Below are 21,292 nucleotides of genomic sequence, written 5' to 3' on the forward strand. Positions count from 1 at the left end.
ATGCTGGGCGATGCACTGCTCTTGCAGCTTGGTTACAACGCGACGCTGGTGACCGTGGGCGCGGCCCTGCTCGGTATTGCCGCAGGGGTGGCAGGAACATTCCTCTTTTTACGCAAGCGGGCACTGGTGAGTGACGCGATCAGCCATGCAACTTTGCCCGGCGTAGGCCTTGCATTTGTTCTGATGGTCGCCCTTGGCGGCGACGGGCGTTGGTTGCCGGGCCTTTTGCTGGGGGCTGCGGCCAGCGCCGCCATTGGCCTGCTGTGTGTTCAGGGCCTGACCCGCGCGACACGGCTGGGCGAGGACGCTGCGATTGGCGCGGTCCTGTCGGTCTTTTTTGGCTTTGGCATTGTGATTTTGACGGTCGTGCAGACCATGACAGCGGGTCAGCAGGCCGGGCTGGAAGGGTTCCTGCTTGGCTCGACCGCGGGCATGTTGCGCGGCGACGCCATCCTGCTGGCTGTTTCTGCAGCAGCCGTTCTGGTGCTGGTTCTGATCTTGCGCCGCCCACTGGAACTTGCGGCCTTTGATCCCGGGTATGCCGAGGCCACGGGGTGGTCGTTGGGGCGCATCGATCTGGCAATGATGGGTATTGTGCTGGTTGTAACGGTGGTCGGGCTAAAGGTCGTTGGCCTCATCCTGATCGTCGCCCTTCTGATCGTTCCAGCCGTCACCGCACGCTTCTGGACAGATCGAGCAAGCCACGTTGTGATCATTGCGGGGGCGGTGGGCGGTGTCTCTGGTTATGTCGGCGCTGCAACTTCTGCCGTTGCTCCGGCCCTGCCCACAGGTCCGATTGTTGTACTTGTCGGTTTCCTGCTCTTCCTCGTCTCCCTCCTCTTCTCTCCCGGGCGTGGTGTGCTCGCTTCGCTGCTCACGCACCGTCGCTATCAGCGCCGGGTGCATATGCGCCAAGGGTTGCTGGCCCTTGCGCAAGGCCAACCGATTTTCGAGGCGCTCACTCGGCGCTTGATGCATCGCGCGGGATTGATCCTGCCCGATGGGGTGGCGACGCAAGCGGGTCAGGCGGCGGCTTCTAAGGCCCTGCTCGACGAAACCCGCTGGTCGCTTGTACGTGCCGATACCAGCTTTGCTGCTGCGGCCACCCGTTATGACGGGCTGACCCCGATCGAGGATGTACTGACGCCAGATCAACTTCGAGACGTAGACGGGCGGATCACCGCGCCCAAGGCGGTTTAGATGGGCGCAGAATTCGTTGCATTGTCTCTCACGCCGATACTGATTGGGGTCTGTGTTGCTGTGGCCTGCGCTCTTCCGGGCAACTTTCTGCTGTTGCGGCGCCAGGCATTGATCGGGGATGCCATCAGCCACGTGGTGCTACCCGGCATCGTGGTCGCCTTTTTGCTGACGGGCACCGTGACCACAGGGCCGATGCTGCTGGGCGCCGCTGGTGCTGCTGTTCTGGCGGTGATCGCGATTGAGGCCATCCGGCGTCTGGGCCGTATCGAATCCGGGGCGGCGATGGGTGTGGTGTTTACGGCCATGTTCGCCGGTGGTGTGCTGCTTCTTGAACGCTCCGACACCTCAAGTGTGCATCTTGATGTGGAGCACGCGCTTTATGGCAATCTGGAAAGCCTGATCTGGCTTGACGCCACAGGGTGGGGATCCTTGATCGATGCCACGGCCCTTGCGGGCCTACCCGTGGAACTGCCCCGCATGGCGCTGGCCCTGTTGGTTGTTGGTGCCTTCATCGCACTGTTCTGGAGACCGCTCGCCCTGTCCACGTTCGACGAAGGGTTTGCGCGTGGGCTGGGACTGCGTACTGGTCCTTTGGGGCTTGCATTGGTGGTGGTGTCGGCGATTGCAGCGGTTGCGGCCTTTGATGCGGTGGGGTCGATCATCGTGATTGCCATGTTCATCTGCCCACCCGCCGCCGCTCGGATGATGACGAACCGGTTGGGACACCAGGTGGCATGGTCGATGCTGTTTGCGGCCCTTGCAGCGATTATTGGCTACGTGCTGGCTGGCTATGGTCCGCTTTGGATTGGGGCGTCAGCCTCGGTCAGTGCAGCGGGGATGATTGCGACCGTTTCTGGGATCATACTTGCAGTCGCGGTTATTGCCGGACCACACCGCACGCGGGGCAGTTAAGGCGCGCAGCGATGTGCTCTGCGCCGATCTCAATCAAATGTTGGGTGGAACAAGCCTGCCGCTGAAGGGGTGAAGATTTCAAATCCCGTTTCGGTGACACCCACCGAATGCTCGAACTGCGCAGACAAAGACTTGTCTCGCGTGACCGCCGTCCAGTCATCGGCCAAAGTCTTTGTCTCTGGTCGGCCCAAGTTCACCATTGGTTCAATGGTAAAGAACATGCCGGGTTCCAAAACCGCGCCTGTTCCGGGGCGACCGTAATGCAGAACATTGGGGGGCGCATGAAACACGCGGCCCAAGCCGTGGCCACAAAAATCACGCACCACGGACATGCGGTGGCTTTCAACAAAACCTTGGATCGCGTGGCCAATGTCGCCAAAGGTGTTGCCGGGCTTCACGGCCTCGATCCCCAGCATCAGCGCATCATGGGTCACCTGGATCAACCGCTCGGCCTTGCGGGGCAGTTTGCCGGCCACATACATCCGGCTTGTATCGCCAAACCAGCCATCCACGATCACGGTGACGTCTATGTTAAGGATGTCGCCGTCCTTGAGCACCTTGTCACCCGGAATGCCGTGGCAGACCACGTGGTTCACGCTGATACAGCTGGCGTGCTTGTAACCTTTGTACCCGATCGTGGCCGATTTGGCGCCTGCCTCATCGACCATCTCGGTGATCACGCGGTCAATTTCGCCCGTTGTCTGGCCGGGAAAGACCTGTGGCGCCATCGCGTCCAGAATGTCCGCCGCAAGTTGGCCCGCCGCGCGCATGCCGGCAAAGTCAGCTTCGTCATAAATGCGGATCCCGTCCTTGGTCTGACGGGCGCGGCTTGCATGGTTCACTTTGTGCTCCATCGGAGGATCTCTTTGCTAATATTCATACTGCACTGCGGCGAAAAGGGCCAGTCGGTCAGATGTCGATATCTATCGGTTCTGCCACCGTTACGCCCTGCGGTGTGATGTAGGTCCCCAGACATAGGGTTTCCACCCCCGCGTGTCGCGCTGCGGCATAGGCGGTGGCGTAGGTGGGATCAATGTCGCCCGCCAGAGTGAACCGGGAACAATCGGTGCGCTGAACCAGATAGAGCATGACGGCCCGGTGCCCGGCCTCAACCACCCGCGCCAATTCGCCCAGATGTTTGGCCCCGCGTGCGGTGACAGAGTCGGGGAATTCGGCCAAACCGGGCGCGCGCGACAATGTCACCGATTTCACTTCGACATAGGCGTCAAGCAGGCCATCGCCCTGCAACAGGAAATCGATCCTGCTGTTTTCCCCATACTTCTGCTCTGGGCGCACGGTGGTGTAGGCCTCAAGCCCTTTGATCTCGCGCGCTTCAAGCGCGGTCCGCAGCGCCCGGTTGGGCACCGATGTGTCCACACCGGTGAAATGGCCATCGCCATGTTCCACCAGACGCCAGCCGAATTTCAGCTTTTTCTTGGGATCGTCATTGGGCTCTAGCCAGATCCGCATCCCCGGCTCTGCCAGACCCATCATCGAGCCGGGATTGGCACAGTGGGCCGTAATCTCGCGCCCATCTTGCAGACGGCAATCTGCCAGAAAGCGTTTATAGCGACGGATCAGCGTGGCGGGGACAAGTTCGGTTTGAAAGCGCATGGGCGGGGGCCTATACCGTGACAGGTTGCACCTCAAGGAGTCCCGGACATGCCCAACCCCACAGCCGCCATGCTGGTGATCGGTGACGAGATCCTGTCCGGGCGTACGCGCGATGCTAACATGCACCATCTGGCCGGAGAGCTGACGAATGTTGGCATCGACCTAAAGGAAGTGCGCATTGTCAGTGATGATCGCCCGGCGATCATCTCGGCAGTTCAGGCCCTATCGGCGGCCCACGACACTGTTTTTACCTCTGGGGGTATTGGCCCGACCCATGATGACATCACCGCCGATTGCATCGCCGCGGCCTTTGTCACGCCTATCGACGTCCGGGACGACGCGCGGGCCTTGCTGGCTGCGCATTATGCCAAAACCGGATCAGAGTTGAACGCCGCCCGTTTGCGCATGGCCCGGATTCCGGATGGCGCGACACTGATCGATAACCCGGTTTCGGTCGCGCCGGGGTTCACCATTGAAAACGTGCATGTCATGGCCGGGGTTCCGTCTGTTTTTCAGGCTATGGTGGCCACCGTGCTGCCCACGTTGACCGGGGGTGCGCCGCTGATTTCCAAGACCTTGCGGATCGACCGGGGCGAGGGCGATATCGCGGGCCCGCTTGGCGTGCTGGCCGACGCCTATCCGGACCTCAGCATCGGCTCTTATCCCTTTCAGAAGGACGGCAAGTTCGGGGCGAACATTGTGATCCGGGGCACAGAGGGCACGCTGGTGGACGCAGCCCTCGCCGAACTCGAAACCCAGTTTCCGGGATGATTGACGCGCAGGCCTTTTACGACACCATCGACGGCACATGGCCTGCGGCGTCCAAGCAGCACATAGGGTCTTGGACGATCCGCGACGGGCAGGGCGGCGGCAAGCGTGCCAGCGCGGCCACAGGGGACGCAACGGGCGACATTGAGCAGGCCGAAGACGCTATGCGCGCCTTGGCCCAAACCCCGCTTTTTATGATCCGCGAGGGCGACACCGCTCTTGATGCCGATCTGCACGCGCGTGGGTATCAGATCATTGACCCCACCAATGGCTATGTAACGCCCGTTGAAACCCTCACCGATATTCCCATTCCCCGCGTCACTGCTTTTGCCATCTGGGAACCGCTGGCCATTATGGAAGAGATTTGGGCCGAGGGCGGCATTGGCCCAGCCCGCCTCAACATTATGGAGCGGACTGAAACCAAAACAGGCATCCTTGCCCGTTGGAACGAAAAACCGGCTGGGGTGGGTTTTGTCGCCGTCCACGAAGGGGTCGCGATGGTGCATGCGGTCGAAGTGCTGGAACACCAGCGCCGCCAAGGCGTGGCCCAATGGATCATGCGGCAGGCGGCGTTTTGGGCACGAGACAACGGAGCCCACACTCTGGCCGTTTTGACCACGGCCAACAACGGACCTGCAAACGCGCTTTATCAACAGTTGGGCTTTGCTTCTGCGCCCGGCTATCATTACCGCATCTTACAGACGAAAGACGACACATCGCCATGACCGACACACCTACTGCACTTGATCTGCCCATGGTCGACCCGTTGCCCGCACAAACACAAAAGTACTTTGACATTTGTCAGGACAAGCTGGGGATGATCCCTAATGTGCTTAAGGCGCACGCCTTTGACATCGACAAGCTCAACACCTTCACCGCGCTTTATAATGACCTGATGCTGGGCGAGAGCGCCCTGAGCAAGCTGGAGCGCGAAATGATTGCCGTTGTGGTCAGCGCGACCAACCGCTGCCATTATTGCCTGACGGCCCATGGAGCGGCGGTGCGGCAGTTGTCTGGCGATCCTGCCTTGGGCGAAGCCCTTGTCATGAATTGGCGCGTGGCCGAGGTAACACCGCGCCAACGCGCTATGCTGCTGTTTGCCGAAAAGGTCACGCTGGCCTCAGCTCAGATCGAAGAGAGCGACCGGGAGACTTTGCGCAGTCACGGGCTGAGTGATCGCGACATCTGGGACGTTATCAACGTGGCTGCGTTCTTCAACATGTCCAACCGGGTGGCGAGCGCCACTGCGATGGAACCGAACCCAGAATACCACGCGCAGGCGCGCTAGGAATGGGGCGGGCGCGGCTCTGTCTTACTGCACTTTTGTGTTTGGTTGCGTGGCCTCTGGCCGCGCTGGACCTGACATTGCCAACAGGGGCCAGCGAAACCGCCTCGCGCGACTGGGCACTGGCGCAGGAAGCCGTGCCAGAAGGGCCAATCGTTGATGGCGCGCTCCCGACCCGCATGTTCGAAGGGCCTGTCAGTACCCGCGCCTTTCGCATACCCTCCTTGGGGCTGACCTCCTTGCAAATTCTGGCGCCCCTGCGTGCACAGCTTGAGGCGGCCGAGTATGTGGTTCTGCTGGATTGTGGTCAGGCCATGTGTGGCGGGTTCGATTTCCGTTTTGCGCTGGATGTGCTGCCTGCACCCAACATGTACGTCAATATCCGGGACTACCATTTCCTAAGCGCGGTGTCAGCCGACGGTCAGGCCGCTGTGACGCTCTTGGCCAGTGCGGCGGCTGGGGCGGGGTATCTGCAAATTGTGCAGGTCGGCGAGCCCGCAAGCATCGCGACGCAGCGTCCGGTCGCCCCACCGGTTGCCGTGATCGCGGACAACGGCACGGTTACATCGCGATTGCTGGAGCATGGGCGTGCTATTCTGCGCAGCCTTGAGTTTGAAGTTGGCAAGACCACGCTGAATGGCGAGGATATGCCGGAACTGGCGCAAGTCGCCGGTCTGATGCAAGAGCGCGCTGGGCTGCGCATCGCGGTGGTGGGGCACACGGACACAGCTGGTGGACTTGAGGCCAACATCTCCGTCTCGCGCGCACGGGCACAATCAGTGCGGCAAGCGCTGATTGATCGCTATGGCGTCGCGCCCGACCGGATTGAAGCGAACGGAATGGGTTACCTTGCGCCCGTCGCTTCAAACCTGACGGCGGAGGGGCGTGAAGCCAACCGACGTGTGGAAGTGATCGTCGTGTCAGAGGAAGCTGAATAGGGCTTGGGTTTTGGCAGGCCATGGCGGCCTCTGTGCTCCGGAAACAGATTTCCCGATTGGCTCGGAGCAGTGAGCTTTTCCGGTGGCTGATCCATAGCGTTCAGTCTGAGAGTCCCCAATTTTTGGAACCACACTTTATACGAGCAGGGAAATTTGCTATCGTTCAACCATTGCTAGATTTATTATTTGAGGCTGCTGATGTCCATTTTGGGGCTGCTTGCCCGTAAAACTGAAGACCGCCGCGTCTGGTATCGTTGGAACTTTGTGCCCGCTCTGGCCATTATTTTGGGGCACCGCGAGAACATGCGGCGTGACAATCTGATCGACACAGAGGTGTCACCACCCAGCCCCCCGGCGCAGACGATCCGGTGAACTTTCGCACCGCCGATGGCAGTTACAACGACATGGGCAAGCCGTGGATGGGCATGGCTGGGGTGCGCTTTGGGCGCAATGTTGCGATGGACGCGACCTTTGGCGAAACCGGCGAAGAACTGATGACACCGTCGCCGCGACTGGTCTCCAACAAGCTGATGAAGCGCCGCGAATTTGTGCCGGTGCCGCATCTGAATGTGCTGGCCGCCGCTTGGATTCAGTTCATGGTCCATGACTGGTTGTCCCACGGCAGGAACGACAAGACCCGCCCGATGGAAATCCCATTGCCCGAAGGCGACGACTGGGGCGACAAGATGGAGGTGCTGGCCACCACCCGACCCGATGCCGAAGACGGACGCCCGCAAGCCTTTGTCAATGTCGAGACGCATTGGTGGGATGCCAGCCAGATCTATGGGTCCAGTCAGGCGCGCCTAGATCGGGTTCGCACAGGATCGGGCACGTCCGTTTTACCGGATGGTACATTGGCGTTAGATGACAAGGGTCTGCTGCCCGTGGACAGCCAATCAGCCACCAAAAACCTGGAGCTGACTGGCGTGAACGGGAATTGGTGGATCGGTCTGTCCGTTCTGCACACTTTGTTCGCACGCGAACATAATGCGGTCGTTGCGCGGTTGAAGGTGGATTACCCCAATGCATCCGGCGAATGGCTGTTTGGCAAAGCGCGGCTGGTGGTTTCGGCGCTGCTTGCCAAGATCCACACCGTCGAGTGGACACCGGCGCTGATGGACAGCCCCGTGGGTCGCATGGCGATGCGTGGCAATTACTGGGGCCTGATGGGGGAGCGGGTCACAAATGCGTTCGGGCGCGCGTCTGACAGTGAGGTGATCAATGGCATACCGGGATCACCTGTGGATCATCATGGTGCACCCTATGCGATGACCGAAGAGTTTGCTGCTGTCTATCGTCTGCATTCGCTGATGCCAGATGCTTACAATTTCCGGCGCAGTGCGAACGACGCCCATGTTCTGGACGCTGACCTCAAGCAGGTCAGCTTTGGCGCGTCCCGAGGACTGTACGAGAAACTGAGCTTTGACGATGTCTGCTACAGCTTGTGCACTGAGAACCCCGGCGCATTGGTCCTGCACAACTATCCCGATGCATTGCGCGATATGACGCGTGAAAATGGGCGCCGCATTGATCTGGCGGCCGTCGATATCTTGCGCGACCGCGAACGCGGCGTCCCCCGTTTTTGCGAATTCCGCAGACAGCTTGGCATGAAGGTGCCCACCACCTTTGCCGAAATTACGTCCAACGAGGCATGGCAGGCCGACCTGCAGGAGGTCTATGGCACGGTGGACAAGGTTGATCTGTTGATTGGCACACTAGCTGAAAGCCAGTCCGAACGCGGACAGCCGCCGCGCTTTGGCTTTTCTGATACCGCATTTCGCATCTTTATCCTGATGGCGTCCCGTCGTTTGAAATCAGATCGTTTCTTTACCGATGATTTCCGGCCCGAGATTTACACTGAGACCGGTTTCCGGTGGGTGCACGAAAACACCATGGAGACGGTTGTGAAACGGCATTGCCCGGACCTTGCCCCGGCCTTTGGCAATGCGCGCAATATGTTCTTTCCCTGGACGCGCGCGTCATGAAGATCCCCGGCCTGATCGACGTACAGCGCGTGCGTGATCCGGGCGTTGTTCGATCTGTCGCGGCGGAGACAAGGCTTGGGCGGGTTGCGCCAGGTCGCGGGCCTCTGGTGAACCGGTTCATCGCGCAGATGGCTGCCGATCTTTTTCGCGCAGAGGGGCGCGAGCTGCCCAGTGGGCGCGCACCGGATGACCGACTGAGGCTGGATATGCGCGCGGCTTTGGCCCAACGGATTGCGGCCCCCGATCTGGGCGACAGGTGTGCCGCCGCCGTCAGTGAGGCTGCCGCTTTTGTGCGCGGCGGATCGGGCGATGCGATGCACGTCACGCAAGCGGTCCTTGGCTGTGTGGTTCTGGATGCCTTTCAGCCCAGCACTCAAACCGTCAAAGCGGCTGAGGACATTGGCCGTGTTTTGAATGGCGGGCTTTTGCGGCAAGCGCTGGACTGGATTGTGGGGGGATCGCGTAGTGCCCGTTCTATCCTTTTCAAAGCGTGCGATGGTGATCTGAACACAGTGCATACGTTGGGGATTGCCTCGCAGAATTTTGCCGCGTCCCTGAACATCCTGCGGTCCTTGCCGCTAGAGACTAAGGCCAAAGTTGCGCTGGCTCGGGCCATGACCGCGCCCACTCAAGTCGTCCGTCAGGGCAAGTGCCCGGCAGAGACGCGTGCCGGTGGCGTGGACAGCGGCACCTTGGTGATCTTGCAAATCAGCGATGTCACCCGGCGCACGCTTGATCCGCGCGACGCGTTCCTGCGGGATGCCTGGAGTGGATGCCCTGCTCATGCGCTGGTGCCTGACCTTTTGCGCCGGATCTGGATCGAGGCGGGGGGCGCGCCATGAGCGATCCGATCTTTGAACCACTGGAATTCCGCAACCTCACGGTCAAGAACCGCATTTTCCGCTCGAACATCTCGGGCCGGTTTGACAACGAAGACGGCTCGCTCACTCAGACCCGGATCAACTGGGAATGCCGTTTTGCCGCCGGAGGGGCAGGGGCCGTCATCTCGTCCTATGTGCCGGTGCGTATGGATGGGCGGATCATCGCAGGCTACGCAACGATCCACCGCGATGAGTTTATCCCGTTGTGGCAAAAGCTGGGAGAGGCCGTGCGGGCGCATGGTGCCAAATACATCCTTCAGCTTAGCCATTCGGGTCGCCAGATGGATATTCCGGGGGTGCACAACATGCACCGCCCCAGCCCCGCGCCGACGTCGAATATGGAATCGCTGCATGGTTTTCTGTGTCAGGCGATGTCGACAGGCGAAGTGCGGCAGATAGTGCGTGACTTTGCCCAAGGGGCATGGCGTGCGCGCGAAGCCGGGCTTGATGGCATAGAATTGCACGCGGCGAATGGATACCTGTTCACCCAGTTTCTGAGTTCCGCCATCAATGACCGCACTGATTGCTATGGCGGGTCGCTGCGCAACCGCGCCCGCTTTTTGCTGGAGGTGATCGAGGCGATCCGGGACAAGGTCGGCCGTGATTTTCACCTGCAGGTCAAATTGTCGGCGACCGATCACAACAATGTCCTGCCGTGGGAGGGCAAAGGAAACACCGTCGCAGATACGATTGAGGTGGCGCAATGGTGCGAGGCGTTGGGGGCGGATGCGCTGCACATCTCAACCGGATCACTGTTTCCACACCCGTTGAACCCGCCGGGTGATTTGCCGCTGGATGTTTTGGCCGTGACTTATGATGCAATGATTTCGTCAGGGGTCAGTGGGTTTCGGAACTTCCTGTTGTTTCGCTATCCGATGCTGCGCCCAATTTTTCGATGGCTGTGGTTTCGCATGAAAAAGGGCCGACCCGTCGAAGGTGTCGGATTTTAAGAGGCGCGGTTGATCAAGGATGCTGTGACTATCCCAGTATTGTCTACAGGCGGGTGGCAAACCGCATCGTCAGTGCGCGACGCTTTGGGGCACATCGACGGGGTGTCGATGGCCCGCGCGCTGGTTGCCAACCCGGATTTGCCGCAGATTTGGGCTGCGGGCCATGATCTGCCGCCTGCGCCGTGCACCCATTGCAACAAATGCCTTGTGGGTGCGCCCAAGCTTCCAATGGGCTGTCACGAACTTGAACGCTTCCCATCGCGCGATGCTATGATCGATCAGCTGATGGAGGTCTATGACACCAAGGCTGAACTGCAAATACCGGAGGCCTCATGACATGACCGCCGTGTCTGCTGTCGAAGCCGCCCTTGCACAACGCCGCCGCCGTTGGCGCCCCGTTTTGTGGCTGATCCTCGCCGCTGTGCTGGTCGTTGTGTTCATCGCGCTTGGTCTGATCATCCGCGTGTTGCAGTCGGGCACTCCGTATTACAGCGACGATGACCAGCACTTCCGTTACGGCTCGATCGGGGCTGAGGTGGTGTCTGGCATTCCATACAAAGTGTGGCAGGCTCTGCCTGTGCTCTTCCCCGAAGACTTCCCAGCGGGCGACTACAGCAGTTTTGGGTTTCTGTACGACGGCACAGGGGACTTGCCGATTGGCATCTCGAAACGCAGGGTTAGCGGTGTCGATCTGGTTTGGTTCAATTGCGCCGTTTGCCATGCGGGTACCTATCGTGAAAGCGAAGAAGATGCGCCTCGGATCGTTACGGGTATGCCGGCACATCAGCTGGATTTGCATGGGTTCACGACCGTTGTTTTGCGGGCTGCGTCTGATCCACGGATGGCGCCAGACTCGGTGCGTAGCGCGATGTCAGACGCGGGTGTTGGGTTGGGTCTGGTTGAACGCATCTTGTGGAACCTGGCGGTCTTTCCTCGCCTGCGCGAGGGCATGATTGCGCGGGCCAGCAGGTTGCAGCCCCTGCTTGATCAACAACCGGACTGGGCGAATGGCCGGGTTGATACGTTCAACCCCTACAAGGTGCTTGAGTTTGATTGGCCGACCGACACCTTGAGCGAACAAGAGGTCGTGGGCGCATCCGATTTCCCGTCCGTCTTTCTGCAAGGACCGCGTGCGGATATGCAGCTGCACTGGGATGGCAACAACCCGTCGCTGGCGGAACGAAACCTGTCCGCTGCCCTCGGGGCCGGGGTCACGCCCGAAACGGTGGACCACGGGTCAATCGAACGGGTTGCGGAATGGCTGCTGGACCTGGAACCACCTACCAGCCCGCACCAGCCGGACGCAGACGCAGTGGCCCGTGGGTTCGACATCTACATGCGCGATTGCGCAATCTGCCACGGCTGGCAAAGCCCGGATGGATACGTGTTCGAAGGCGACCTTTTGGGCGACATAACCCCGATGGACGAGGTCGGCACCGACCCGAACCGATTGCACAGCTACACGCAGGCCTTTCTCGACCAGCAAGTGTCTGAATTGTTCAAGGACACGCCCCATGCGTTCCGCCAGTTCCAGAAAACGGACGGGTACGCCAATGCGCCGCTGGATGGTCTGTGGCTGCGAGGTCCTTATTTGCACAACGGATCGGTTCCGACCTTGGCTGACCTGCTGACCCCGCCGCCCGAGCGACCCAAAACGTTTGTGCGGGGTGGTGACGTGATTGATCCGCTGGGTGGTTTTATTTCGCCTTCCTGCACGACCGAGGCCGCCTGTTTCGATACCGCGACACGCGGAAATTCAAACTTGGGGCACGTGTGGGGCACTGATCTGGATGCACCGGACAAGTCTGATTTGATCGCCTACTTGCTGACGTTCTAAAGGAGTATTTTTATGTCTTCGCTGGAAATTGGATGGACTGAGGCACAGGCGCGCAGCGCACTGACCCGGTTTCGTCGTGTGTTTGCAATCAATCTGATCCTGCAAAGCCTGATCGCGTTGGCTTGTATCCTTGCGCCGCGCTTCGGGGCGCGGCTTGTCGGGCTTGATCCTTTGGAAGCACTGCCATTCTTGCCGATCTGGGGCGGTATGGTGATTGTCGCCACGGCGTTGCAATTGTTTGCCTATCTCGACCCGATCACCCAGCGTTTTCAGGTGACGATAGCGATGCTTGGGCGGTTCCTAATGGTCGTTATCTATTTGTGCCTTGGGGCTGCGTTCTGGCGGTTTGCAGCCTTTGATGCCCTGTTTGCGGTGATCCTGTCGGTTCTGTTTTACCGCGCGCTGATCGCAGAGCTGCAAACGCGCCCCTAAAGCTGCTTGCCCATGCCATCATAGGACGCACGGCGCGCCCGTTGTGTGCACATCGGGTCTGCCCATAGGGCCAGCAGGTCATCACGCACCGTAGAATATTGCGGATTGTCGAAAACCTTGGCTTCTAGCGCGCCGACGATGCGGGACACGCGGATGCCTTCATTGGCCAGCCAGTGCACCTGAGCGTTGTTTTCGGCAAACCTTTCTTTTGAGATCTTCTTGCCGTTGACGTCCAACACGTGGCCATTCACGTCCGTGTCGGGGACTGCTTTGTGATGCACTGCCAAGACTTCCCAACGGTTGTTTAGAACGGGTGAGCCGGAACTGCCGGGGTTGGTATCGCCCGAGTACCAGCAGAACGCATCGGCATCGGTACCGTTGTCGACCAAGGTGAACACGCTTTCATGCACCACGATGCGTTTCTTTTCTCCGTCTGGGTGCTGGATGATGTTGGTCGCATCGCCGATCAGTGCCTTGCCCTCTTCCCGCAAGAGCGGGATCCACCCAAAGATATTGATGTCGGTCACAACTTGCAGGCCAAGAAAACAGATATCGAGCGCTTCATCCGCCCAAAAGAAGTGGTCTGTGTCGGCGACATACACTTCCGTACTGCGCGGTGTGCCGATCCTGTTGTCGTCAAACAGAAACTCGAACATTGCGGTCTTTGCCTCGGCTTTGTCCTTGATGACGTGGTAGTTGGTGACAACGATCCCATTTCCGACCAGAAACCCGGTCCCTGTTTCGAGGCCCCGGGAAATGTGACAAACAGCACGCGCCGTCAGGATGCCAATCTCCAGAAACTCGCCCGAAAGGATGTTGTCTCGCTCATCGATTTTGGCTTCTTGTCCCAACCTAGGCGTGAGCATCAGAAATCGCTCTGATTCGTCTACTTCGACCTCGGCCAGCGCATTTTGCCGTAACTCGGCCTTGAGCTTGCGTTGATCGCTTTCTAATGCGCGCCCATTTCCGCGGGCAATATTTTGTATTGATTTCTGGCACGTATCTTTACGTGCGCGCAGGCGTTGAATGCTTTGATCCAGTGTGCCTGACCCCAAATCCTGTGGTGTAATGGACATGTCATCTCGCAATCAAAATTGGTGTAGAATACCCGTAAGCCTAGAAACCAGGCTTTGTTATGCAAGGTATTTTCCCATGGATAAAATTTCATACGACACCTACGTCTCTCTTTCAGCAGACCGAAATCGACGCAAAGAGTTCCGCGCCTATTCCAATGTGATCCCCGGGGAGAGCGGATTTGATTTTACCGTTGTGCCCAATCCCGATCTGGTCGTGGACATCCCGGACGACATCGAACTTGAAAACGCGATGCAGGCGGGCAATGGCATTGAACGCACCGCCCGGCGTCTGGCCTTCAACCTTGATCGCATCTTTAACCGAAAAAAGCCCGTGCTTGTCGCAGAAGAAGACAGTTGGTTCCAGTTTCCAATTCTGATCGACGAAATCCTAGACCACCTGTCCGACACGTTCGCGATCCTGTCGCTGGCAGCGGCGGGAGACACGGCGGAAAACATTGTCGATGGTCCCGAGCAATCTGGCGGGCGCGAATACATGATCAATCTGCGAAAGCAAAAAGATCACGTGCGGGCTTTTTTATTCTCAGCCGCTGGCAACGATATCATTGGCGAAGACCCGCAAACGGGCAAATCCGCGCTGTTTGATATCATCAACGACTTTGATCCGGCCCGGACGGACATTGACGAACACATCAATGCGGTTGTGTTGCAGGAACGGCTGACCAGCCTGCGGGACGCTTACACTCGGGTTATTACGGATGTGCGTGCAGAACCGGGGCTCGAAACCCTTCCGATTATCGTGCACGGATATGACTATACCTTTCCGTATCCGCACTTTGAAAATGACCCGCGCAATCCGATTCATGCGGCCAACAACGAGTGGTTGGGGCAGCCGTTGGACCAGCGCAATTTCCCGACCGCAACTCAGGCGCAACGCGATCTGCGGCGCAACATCGTCATCAGGTTGATCGACCAACTCTATGACATGCTCGATGACTTGGCGCAGAACCACAACGACGTTGTTGTTGTTGATTGCCGGGGCGCAATGTCAGAGGTGACCGATTGGGCCGATGAAATTCACGGCACCGACGAAGGTTTTACCAAGGTGACCCAACGCTTCCGAGTGGCCCTGAATGGAGCATTGACGGGCGGATAAGCGGGTTGGTCTTGGCCCGTCGTGGATGAGTGGGCGGCTGTTTCTGATATTGTCAGGTGCGTGCCGTAGAGACGGGGCACGCCGTTATCCGAGTGCTGTCACAGCGCGGTTCCAGATATGACTTGCCATCCGCGATGTGTTTCCTATACGAAACAAAAGACGTTTGACGTTGGGAGAACCAGTTATCTGGTGCCGAAGGAGCAACTGCCTCGGAAACTCTCAGGCCACAGGACCAGCGCCAAACAACGAATACTCTGGAGAGTGGTGCGTATGCACCCGCCGAAGGGATAATGATCTCAGGCAAAGAGGACAGAGGAGGCACCGATGCGCAGATGTTTGTCTGCGTTCCAATGGGTGCCGCGTGATGTGATGTAATCTCGTCGGCTTGCAGACAGGCGGTGACGGCATGACATCTCTCAAACAAACTCCGCTTCACCCGCTGCACCTATCGCTTGGCGCCAAGATGGTGCCTTTTGCGGGCTACGATATGCCGGTGCAGTATCCTCTTGGCGTGATGAAGGAACATCTCCATACGCGAGCGAATGCCGGACTATTTGATGTCAGCCATATGGGCCAGGTCATTGTGCGTGGTTCAACTTTTGACGCTGCGGCAACGGGCCTTGAGAGGCTGATCCCCGTCGATGTGCTGGGCCTTGGTGAAAATCGTCAGCGCTATGGATTTTTTACAAATGCGGATGGCGGGATCGAAGACGACCTGATGCTGGCCAACCGTGGAGACCACGTTTTTGTTGTGGTGAATGCGGCCTGTAAAGATGCCGACATCGCACATATGAAAGCTGAACTTGAACCGGATTTGACAGTGACAGAGATTACAGACCGCGCCTTGCTTGCGCTGCAAGGGCCTGCCGCCGAAGGCGTGCTTGGCACGCTTGATCCGCGGGCCGCAGAGATGCGGTTTATGGATGTCGCAACGCTGGATTTGGACGGGGTTGAAGCGTGGGTATCCCGGTCTGGATACACCGGCGAAGACGGGTACGAGATTTCTATACCTTCTGAAGAGGCCGCGGCGGTCGCGCAGGCGCTTCTTGATCATCCGGATGTTGAACCCATCGGCCTTGGGGCGCGGGATTCTCTGCGGCTTGAGGCAGGGCTATGCCTTTATGGTCATGACATCGATCAAACCACCTCGCCGGTCGAGGCTGCTCTTGTCTGGGCGATCCAGAAGGTGCGCCGCGCGGGCGGTGAGCGCGAAGGGGGCTTTCCCGGAGCGGACGTTATCCTTGGACAATTTGGCAACCCTGTGGCCCGCAATCGCGTTGGCCTGCTGCCCACGGGCCGCGCACCCATGCGCGAAGGCGTTGCACTGTTTGCCAGTGAAGACGCGGCAGACGCCATCGGGGAAATCACCTCGGGCGGGTTTGGTCCTACGGTCGGTGGCCCTGTTGCGATGGGCTATGTCAGCTCTGATCACGCCGCGCGCGGCACCACGCTTTACGGAGAGTTGCGCGGCAAGCGCCACCCCCTGACCGTCGCAAAGACACCGTTCACACCCGCCAATTTCAAAAGATAACCAAAGAGGGAAATCCATGAAGTACACCGAAGAACACGAATGGCTGCGCGCCGACGGGGATGCGTATGTTGTTGGCATCACCGAACATGCGACCACCCAATTGGGCGACCTCGTCTTTGTCGAATTGCCCGAGGTTGGCACGGTCGTGAGCAAGGACGATGAGATCGTCGTCATCGAAAGCGTCAAGGCGGCCTCGGACATCATGGCCCCGGTAGATGGTGAAATCGTCGCCGTGAATACCAACCTTGCGGATGACCCAAGCCTCGCCAACAGCGATCCGCTGGGCAATGGCTGGTTCTTCAAGATCAAGCCATCCGACACCTCCCAATTCGACGGGTTGATGGACGAAGATGCCTACAACGCTCTGATCGGCTAAAGGAACGCGCGCGATGACTTTCAAACCCACCGACTACCTTCCTTACGATTTTGCAAACCGCCGACATATCGGACCATCGCCCGCAGAAATGGACGATATGCTGGACGTGGTGGGGGCGAAAGATCTTGATGCGCTGATCGATGACACCATCCCAGCCAACATCCGGCAAAAAGAGCCGCTGGATTTTGGCAAGGCCAAGTCCGAGCGCGAGCTTTTGCACCACATGCGGGTGACGGCGTCCAAGAATAAGGTACTCACGTCGCTGATCGGCCAAGGCTATCACGGGACGGTCACACCCCCAGCGATCCAGCGAAACATCCTTGAGAATCCGGCCTGGTACACGGCCTACACCCCGTATCAGCCCGAGATCAGTCAGGGTCGGCTTGAGGCGTTGCTGAACTTTCAAACCATGGTGTCGGACCTGACCGGGCTTGAGATTGCCAACGCGTCGCTTTTGGACGAGGCGACAGCCTGCGCCGAGGCGATGACCATGGCGCAACGGGTGAGCAAATCGAAGGTGACTGGCTTTTTTGTCGACGAAAACTGTCACCCCCAGAACATCGCGGTGATGCAGACGCGCGCCGCACCCCTTGGAATCGAGATCACCGTTGGGAACCCTGACAATCTGGACGCCAGCGCCGTGTTTGGCGCGATCTTTCAATATCCCGGCACCTACGGTCACATCAGGGATTTCGCCGGTGAAATCGCCAAACTGCATGAGAACAAGGCGATTGGCATCATCTCGGCCGATCCTCTGTCACTGACCCTGCTCAAAGAGCCGGGCGCCATGGGCGCCGACATTGCCGTTGGTACAACGCAACGGTTTGGCGTGCCGGTTGGTTATGGTGGTCCACACGCCGCCTATATGGCGACCAAGGCGAATTACGCCCGCAACATGCCGGGCCGCATCGTGGGCGTGTCCGTCGACACCCATGGTAATCGCGCTTACCGGCTGTCTTTGCAAACCCGCGAACAGCACATTCGCCGCGAAAAAGCGACGTCGAATGTGTGTACCGCACAGGCGCTGCTGGCCGTCATGGCCGGTTTCTACGGCGTGTTTCACGGCCCTGATGGGCTCAGGGCCATCGCTCAACGTATCCACCGCAAAACGGCACGACTGGCCGAAGGGCTGAAGCAGGCCGGGTTTGATGTGCGGCCTGCCGCATTCTTTGACACGATCACTGTTGATGTTGGGCCACTGCAATCGGCGGTAATCAAGTCGGCCTTGGATGAGGGGATCAACCTTCGCGTTGTAGGCAATACAGCCGTTGGGATCACGCTGGATGAGCGGGCGCGGCCTGCCACCATTGAAAAGGTCTGGCGCGCCTTTGGCATTGAACGGCAGGACAAGGATTACACACCGCATTACAACATGCCGGACAAGCTGATCCGCACGTCTGATTTCATGACCCACCCGATTTTCCATATGAACCGGGCGGAAACGGAAATGATGCGCTATATGCGCCGCCTTGCGGATCGTGATCTGGCGCTGGACCGCGCGATGATCCCCCTAGGGTCCTGCACGATGAAGCTGAACTCGGCGGCCGAGATGATGCCCGTCAGCTGGCGCGAATTTTCGCTTTTGCACCCCTATTGCCCCAAGGATCAGGCGGCGGGCTATATCGAGATTATCGATGATCTGTCGGCCAAGCTGTGTGACATCACGGGCTATGACGCCGTTTCTATGCAGCCCAATTCGGGTGCACAGGGCGAGTATGCGGGGCTTCTGAGCATTGCAAGCTGGCACCGTGCCAACGGTCAGGGGCACCGCAATATTTGCCTGATCCCGATGAGTGCGCATGGCACTAACCCGGCCTCTGCCCAGATGGTCGGCTGGAAGGTTGTGCCGGTGAAGTCGGCTGCGAACGGCGACATCGACGTGGATGATTTCAAGTCCAAAGTGGAGGAGCACCGCGACAACCTCGCCGGGTGCATGATCACTTACCCGTCGACGCATGGAGTGTTCGAAGAGACGGTGATTGACGTCTGCAAGATCACCCATGAGGCAGGTGGGCAGGTCTATATTGATGGGGCCAACATGAACGCGATGGTGGGCCTGAGCCGCCCGGGCGATCTGGGCGGCGATGTCAGTCACCTGAACCTGCACAAAACCTTCTGCATTCCGCATGGCGGCGGTGGCCCTGGCATGGGGCCGATCGGGGTGAAAGCGCATTTGACACCCCACTTGCCCGGAGACCCCAACGGAGGCTCGGGTGCGGTCAGTGCTGCCGCTTTTGGTTCGCCATCGCTCTTGCCGATCTCGTGGGCCTACTGCCTGATGATGGGCGGTGAGGGTCTGACACAGGCGACGCGCGTTGCTATCATGAATGCCAACTACATCGCCAAACGCCTCGAAGGAGCGTTTGACGTGCTTTACAAAGGACCAACGGGCCGAATTGCGCATGAGTGCATCATCGACACCCGGCCCTTTGCGGACAGTGCGCACGTCACCGTTGACGACATCGCCAAACGTCTTGCCGATTGTGGTTTTCACGCGCCCACAATGTCCTGGCCTGTGGCTGGCACGCTGATGATCGAACCAACAGAGTCCGAAACCAAGGCCGAACTCGATCGGTTCTGCGACGCCATGCTGGGCATCCGCGCTGAAATTCAGGCCATTGAGGACGGCACGTTGGACGCCGAAAACAACCCCCTCAAAAACGCACCACATACGATGGAAGATTTGGTGCGCGACTGGGACCGCCCCTACAGCCGCGAAAGTGCGTGTTTTCCGGCCGGGTCGTTCCGCGTTGACAAGTATTGGCCGCCGGTCAATCGGGTCGACAACGTCTGGGGGGACAGAAACCTGTCATGCACATGCCCGCCGATGGAGGATTACGCCAAATCGTAAGGTCGGAGCCGACCTCGGGTGGCTATGTAGCGCCGAAAACTTGAGTCCTGCATGCTGGTAAACGAGCAGACGGGTTTTCGCGCGCCGCAATGGCGTTTTCTGGTGTTATCAAAATCTGGAATGGAGGGTCGCTTTTTCGAAGCGCATACATCCCAGCATTTCGCCAAAGCTGACATTCAAAAGTTCAGAGTGCGAAACTTGGGTCAGTTCCAAAAAGTTGGCGTGCTGCGTTTGTTGCGGGTCAAAATAGTTGATTTTCCTTGGCGAGCAATGCTGCCTGGGTTCTGTTCGACACGCCCAGCTTTGCAAAGACATTTTTGACGTGCAGCTTTACTGTGACTTCCTGAACGCCAAGGTTGCGCGCGATTTCCTTGTTGGACAGCCCGATGCTGAGCTGTTCCAGAGTCTGCATTTCGCGATCAGAAAGGTCCGAAAACGCGCTGTTTGGTTTTGAGTTTTGTTCACTAGAACCGTAATCAAATGGGAAGTAACGCTCGCCAGAGAGTACAAATTTTATTGCATTGACCAAAGATGCCGCGGTGAGTGACTTTGGAATGAAGCCATGCACCCCGTTTGCCATGGCCGATGTGGCCACTTCACGGCTTGCGACGCCTGACATTAACGCCACCTTCACTGCTGGAAAGGCTTTGCGTGCTTGCTCAAGCCCGTCTAGGCCGTTCATTCCTGGCATATGGTAGTCGAGTATCAATAGATCGATGGCGTCGAGGCCGCGCATTTTATCCATCGCGTCCTGCAAATTAGCTGCAGTCAAAACGGTGAACCCGTCCACCGTCTCCAAGTAGGCGGCGATCGTGTCACGGACGAGATCGTGGTCATCAGCAATCAAAATGTTTGGCATGTCTTCTACTCTCTCAGCTCGTCACTAACATGGCCCTAACATGACCTAAAAACTTGGTCAAAACATGACCTGAATATACTTTGGTATAGGTGACTATGCCAATGCCATGAAGACCTATTCCGTCGTATCGATTAGGTGGTCACAATGCAAACCAAAGGAGCAGCCATGGTCAAGGCTATCTATACGCTCGCCTGTGCTTTGATGTTTACACTTTTTCTGGGCTGGCATTCCGGGGTTGAGGCACAATCCGCGACCGCTCTCGAAATCACTGGTGTGGCTTCAGGACCTGGTCCGATCTATCTGGAGTTGGCCGACTTGGACGCAATGCCGCAAGTCACTTTTGAAACGTCAACCATTTGGACAGATGGAACGGTCATGTTTTCCGGTGTTCCTCTGAAGGCTCTGCTTGGGGAATTGAGTGGACAAAGCGGCGTGGTCGAAATGGTCGCTTTGAATGATTACAAAGTTGATATGCCGTTGAATCGTGTAGAAGACGGCGCTCCCATTCTGGCCACACGAATGAATGGCGAAACAATGTCGGTGCGCGATAAGGGTCCCTACTGGGTGGTGTTTCCCTATGATTCGGATACGAAGTATCAAACTGAAACGACGTATGCATGGAGCATCTGGCAACTGAATCGTCTGAAGGTCGTGGATTGACGGACTTCATGAGTTTGCAGTGG

Annotated in this window: 22 protein-coding genes and 1 riboswitch; of the genes, 18 read left to right on the plus strand and 4 right to left on the minus strand. The window is 58.5% G+C overall.

Annotation, left to right across the window (positions count from 1 at the left end):
• Both ABJD00_RS14475 and ABJD00_RS14480 read left to right on the plus strand, forming a co-directional pair.
• A complete protein-coding gene (locus ABJD00_RS14475; protein ID WP_413836312.1) occupies positions 1-1,200 on the plus strand; it encodes a metal ABC transporter permease in 1,200 nt (399 codons plus the stop codon).
• Entirely contained in the window at positions 1,201-2,112 is a 912-nt protein-coding gene (locus ABJD00_RS14480) for a metal ABC transporter permease (RefSeq protein WP_413836310.1), read from the plus strand.
• Between the two features lie 29 nt (positions 2,113-2,141).
• Here the strand turns inward: ABJD00_RS14480 and map are convergent, their stop codons facing one another.
• Together map and sfsA are read right to left on the minus strand one after the other, a co-directional pair.
• Positions 2,142-2,966, minus strand: a complete 825-nt coding sequence (gene map / locus ABJD00_RS14485; RefSeq protein WP_413836308.1) for a type I methionyl aminopeptidase — start codon at positions 2,964-2,966, stop codon at positions 2,142-2,144.
• Positions 2,967-3,021: 55 nt separating this feature from the next.
• Complete coding sequence (sfsA, locus tag ABJD00_RS14490) at positions 3,022-3,726, minus strand: DNA/RNA nuclease SfsA (protein ID WP_413836305.1); 705 nt, start codon at positions 3,724-3,726, stop codon at positions 3,022-3,024.
• A 48-nt stretch (positions 3,727-3,774) separates the two neighbouring features.
• On the opposite strand from sfsA, the gene ABJD00_RS14495 reads away from it, so the two are divergent.
• From ABJD00_RS14495 to ABJD00_RS14545, 11 genes are all read left to right on the plus strand, one after another.
• A complete protein-coding gene (locus tag ABJD00_RS14495) occupies positions 3,775-4,497 on the plus strand; it encodes a competence/damage-inducible protein A (protein ID WP_413836302.1) in 723 nt (240 codons plus the stop codon).
• Positions 4,494-5,219 (plus strand): GNAT family N-acetyltransferase, encoded by a 726-nt coding sequence (locus ABJD00_RS14500; protein WP_413836299.1) that lies wholly within the window; start codon positions 4,494-4,496, stop codon positions 5,217-5,219. The genes ABJD00_RS14495 and ABJD00_RS14500 overlap by 4 nt, the downstream gene beginning before the upstream one ends.
• Positions 5,216-5,782, plus strand: coding sequence for a peroxidase-related enzyme (locus ABJD00_RS14505; RefSeq protein WP_413836297.1), 567 nt, complete (start codon positions 5,216-5,218; stop codon positions 5,780-5,782). The genes ABJD00_RS14500 and ABJD00_RS14505 overlap by 4 nt, the downstream gene beginning before the upstream one ends.
• A gap of 2 nt (positions 5,783-5,784) precedes the next feature.
• Positions 5,785-6,717, plus strand: a complete 933-nt coding sequence (locus ABJD00_RS14510) for an OmpA family protein (RefSeq protein WP_413836295.1) — start codon at positions 5,785-5,787, stop codon at positions 6,715-6,717.
• Positions 6,718-6,915: 198 nt separating this feature from the next.
• Entirely contained in the window at positions 6,916-7,089 is a 174-nt protein-coding gene (locus tag ABJD00_RS14515; protein WP_413836293.1) for a hypothetical protein, read from the plus strand.
• On the plus strand, positions 7,086-8,702 hold the full coding sequence (locus ABJD00_RS14520) for a peroxidase family protein (RefSeq protein ID WP_413836291.1): 1,617 nt from the start codon (positions 7,086-7,088) through the stop codon (positions 8,700-8,702). The genes ABJD00_RS14515 and ABJD00_RS14520 overlap by 4 nt, the downstream gene beginning before the upstream one ends.
• Positions 8,699-9,544, plus strand: coding sequence for a hypothetical protein (locus ABJD00_RS14525; RefSeq protein WP_413836289.1), 846 nt, complete (start codon positions 8,699-8,701; stop codon positions 9,542-9,544). The genes ABJD00_RS14520 and ABJD00_RS14525 overlap by 4 nt, the downstream gene beginning before the upstream one ends.
• A complete protein-coding gene (locus ABJD00_RS14530; protein WP_413836287.1) occupies positions 9,541-10,533 on the plus strand; it encodes an NADH:flavin oxidoreductase in 993 nt (330 codons plus the stop codon). The genes ABJD00_RS14525 and ABJD00_RS14530 overlap by 4 nt, the downstream gene beginning before the upstream one ends.
• A 9-nt stretch (positions 10,534-10,542) precedes the next feature.
• The gene (locus ABJD00_RS14535) at positions 10,543-10,869 is read left to right on the plus strand and encodes a hypothetical protein (protein WP_413836285.1); all 327 of its coding nucleotides are present in this window, start codon (positions 10,543-10,545) and stop codon (positions 10,867-10,869) included.
• 1 nt (position 10,870) lies between these two features.
• Entirely contained in the window at positions 10,871-12,370 is a 1,500-nt protein-coding gene (locus ABJD00_RS14540) for a hypothetical protein (RefSeq protein ID WP_413836282.1), read from the plus strand.
• 12 nt (positions 12,371-12,382) lie between these two features.
• Positions 12,383-12,802 (plus strand): hypothetical protein, encoded by a 420-nt coding sequence (locus ABJD00_RS14545; RefSeq protein ID WP_413836279.1) that lies wholly within the window; start codon positions 12,383-12,385, stop codon positions 12,800-12,802.
• Here the strand turns inward: ABJD00_RS14545 and ABJD00_RS14550 are convergent.
• Positions 12,799-13,878: a trypsin-like serine peptidase gene (locus ABJD00_RS14550; RefSeq protein ID WP_413836276.1), complete on the minus strand. Its 1,080-nt coding sequence runs from the start codon at positions 13,876-13,878 to the stop codon at positions 12,799-12,801. The two genes, ABJD00_RS14545 and ABJD00_RS14550, sit on opposite strands and share 4 nt — an antisense overlap.
• Positions 13,879-13,954: 76 nt before the next feature.
• Here ABJD00_RS14550 and ABJD00_RS14555 point away from each other — a divergent pair, with 76 nt between their 5' ends.
• The 4 genes from ABJD00_RS14555 to gcvP all read left to right on the plus strand — a co-directional run bounded on the left by ABJD00_RS14555 (position 13,955) and on the right by gcvP (position 19,750).
• Positions 13,955-14,992, plus strand: a complete 1,038-nt coding sequence (locus ABJD00_RS14555) for a hypothetical protein (protein ID WP_413836273.1) — start codon at positions 13,955-13,957, stop codon at positions 14,990-14,992.
• 160 nt (positions 14,993-15,152) lie between these two features.
• A riboswitch (glycine riboswitch) is annotated at positions 15,153-15,237 on the plus strand.
• Positions 15,238-15,398: 161 nt separating this feature from the next.
• A complete protein-coding gene (gene gcvT / locus ABJD00_RS14560) occupies positions 15,399-16,523 on the plus strand; it encodes a glycine cleavage system aminomethyltransferase GcvT (protein ID WP_413849880.1) in 1,125 nt (374 codons plus the stop codon).
• A gap of 16 nt (positions 16,524-16,539) precedes the next feature.
• A complete protein-coding gene (gene gcvH, locus ABJD00_RS14565; RefSeq protein ID WP_413836268.1) occupies positions 16,540-16,899 on the plus strand; it encodes a glycine cleavage system protein GcvH in 360 nt (119 codons plus the stop codon).
• Positions 16,900-16,912: 13 nt separating this feature from the next.
• The gene (gcvP, locus tag ABJD00_RS14570; protein ID WP_413836266.1) at positions 16,913-19,750 is read left to right on the plus strand and encodes an aminomethyl-transferring glycine dehydrogenase; all 2,838 of its coding nucleotides are present in this window, start codon (positions 16,913-16,915) and stop codon (positions 19,748-19,750) included.
• Between the two features lie 241 nt (positions 19,751-19,991).
• On the opposite strand, the gene ABJD00_RS14575 is transcribed toward gcvP, so the two are convergent.
• Positions 19,992-20,609 (minus strand): response regulator, encoded by a 618-nt coding sequence (locus ABJD00_RS14575; RefSeq protein WP_413836264.1) that lies wholly within the window; start codon positions 20,607-20,609, stop codon positions 19,992-19,994.
• A 144-nt stretch (positions 20,610-20,753) separates the two neighbouring features.
• On the opposite strand from ABJD00_RS14575, the gene ABJD00_RS14580 reads away from it, so the two are divergent.
• Complete coding sequence (locus ABJD00_RS14580; protein ID WP_413836262.1) at positions 20,754-21,269, plus strand: molybdopterin-dependent oxidoreductase; 516 nt, start codon at positions 20,754-20,756, stop codon at positions 21,267-21,269.
• Positions 21,270-21,292: the final 23 nt, after the last annotated feature.

This window comes from Tateyamaria sp. (assembly GCF_039945315.1).
GTDB lineage: Bacteria > Pseudomonadota > Alphaproteobacteria > Rhodobacterales > Rhodobacteraceae > Tateyamaria.

What these genes read in the sequence shown, in the direction of transcription:
- ABJD00_RS14480 (WP_413836310.1), top strand. Translation starts at nt 1,201, where the DNA reads ATGGGCGCAGAATTCGTTGCATTGTCTCTCACGCCGATACTGATTGGG.
- gcvH (WP_413836268.1), top strand. Translation starts at nt 16,540, where the DNA reads ATGAAGTACACCGAAGAACACGAATGGCTGCGCGCCGACGGGGATGCG.
- ABJD00_RS14495 (WP_413836302.1), top strand. Translation starts at nt 3,775, where the DNA reads ATGCCCAACCCCACAGCCGCCATGCTGGTGATCGGTGACGAGATCCTG.
- gcvT (WP_413849880.1), top strand. Translation starts at nt 15,399, where the DNA reads ATGACATCTCTCAAACAAACTCCGCTTCACCCGCTGCACCTATCGCTT.
- map (WP_413836308.1), bottom strand. Translation starts at nt 2,966, where the DNA reads ATGGAGCACAAAGTGAACCATGCAAGCCGCGCCCGTCAGACCAAGGAC.
- ABJD00_RS14530 (WP_413836287.1), top strand. Translation starts at nt 9,541, where the DNA reads ATGAGCGATCCGATCTTTGAACCACTGGAATTCCGCAACCTCACGGTC.
- ABJD00_RS14525 (WP_413836289.1), top strand. Translation starts at nt 8,699, where the DNA reads ATGAAGATCCCCGGCCTGATCGACGTACAGCGCGTGCGTGATCCGGGC.
- ABJD00_RS14540 (WP_413836282.1), top strand. Translation starts at nt 10,871, where the DNA reads ATGACCGCCGTGTCTGCTGTCGAAGCCGCCCTTGCACAACGCCGCCGC.
- ABJD00_RS14475 (WP_413836312.1), top strand. Translation starts at nt 1, where the DNA reads ATGCTGGGCGATGCACTGCTCTTGCAGCTTGGTTACAACGCGACGCTG.
- ABJD00_RS14505 (WP_413836297.1), top strand. Translation starts at nt 5,216, where the DNA reads ATGACCGACACACCTACTGCACTTGATCTGCCCATGGTCGACCCGTTG.
- ABJD00_RS14510 (WP_413836295.1), top strand. Translation starts at nt 5,785, where the DNA reads ATGGGGCGGGCGCGGCTCTGTCTTACTGCACTTTTGTGTTTGGTTGCG.
- ABJD00_RS14575 (WP_413836264.1), bottom strand. Translation starts at nt 20,609, where the DNA reads ATGCCAAACATTTTGATTGCTGATGACCACGATCTCGTCCGTGACACG.
- ABJD00_RS14555 (WP_413836273.1), top strand. Translation starts at nt 13,955, where the DNA reads ATGGATAAAATTTCATACGACACCTACGTCTCTCTTTCAGCAGACCGA.
- sfsA (WP_413836305.1), bottom strand. Translation starts at nt 3,726, where the DNA reads ATGCGCTTTCAAACCGAACTTGTCCCCGCCACGCTGATCCGTCGCTAT.
- ABJD00_RS14580 (WP_413836262.1), top strand. Translation starts at nt 20,754, where the DNA reads ATGCAAACCAAAGGAGCAGCCATGGTCAAGGCTATCTATACGCTCGCC.
- gcvP (WP_413836266.1), top strand. Translation starts at nt 16,913, where the DNA reads ATGACTTTCAAACCCACCGACTACCTTCCTTACGATTTTGCAAACCGC.
- ABJD00_RS14500 (WP_413836299.1), top strand. Translation starts at nt 4,494, where the DNA reads ATGATTGACGCGCAGGCCTTTTACGACACCATCGACGGCACATGGCCT.
- ABJD00_RS14515 (WP_413836293.1), top strand. Translation starts at nt 6,916, where the DNA reads ATGTCCATTTTGGGGCTGCTTGCCCGTAAAACTGAAGACCGCCGCGTC.
- ABJD00_RS14545 (WP_413836279.1), top strand. Translation starts at nt 12,383, where the DNA reads ATGTCTTCGCTGGAAATTGGATGGACTGAGGCACAGGCGCGCAGCGCA.
- ABJD00_RS14550 (WP_413836276.1), bottom strand. Translation starts at nt 13,878, where the DNA reads ATGTCCATTACACCACAGGATTTGGGGTCAGGCACACTGGATCAAAGC.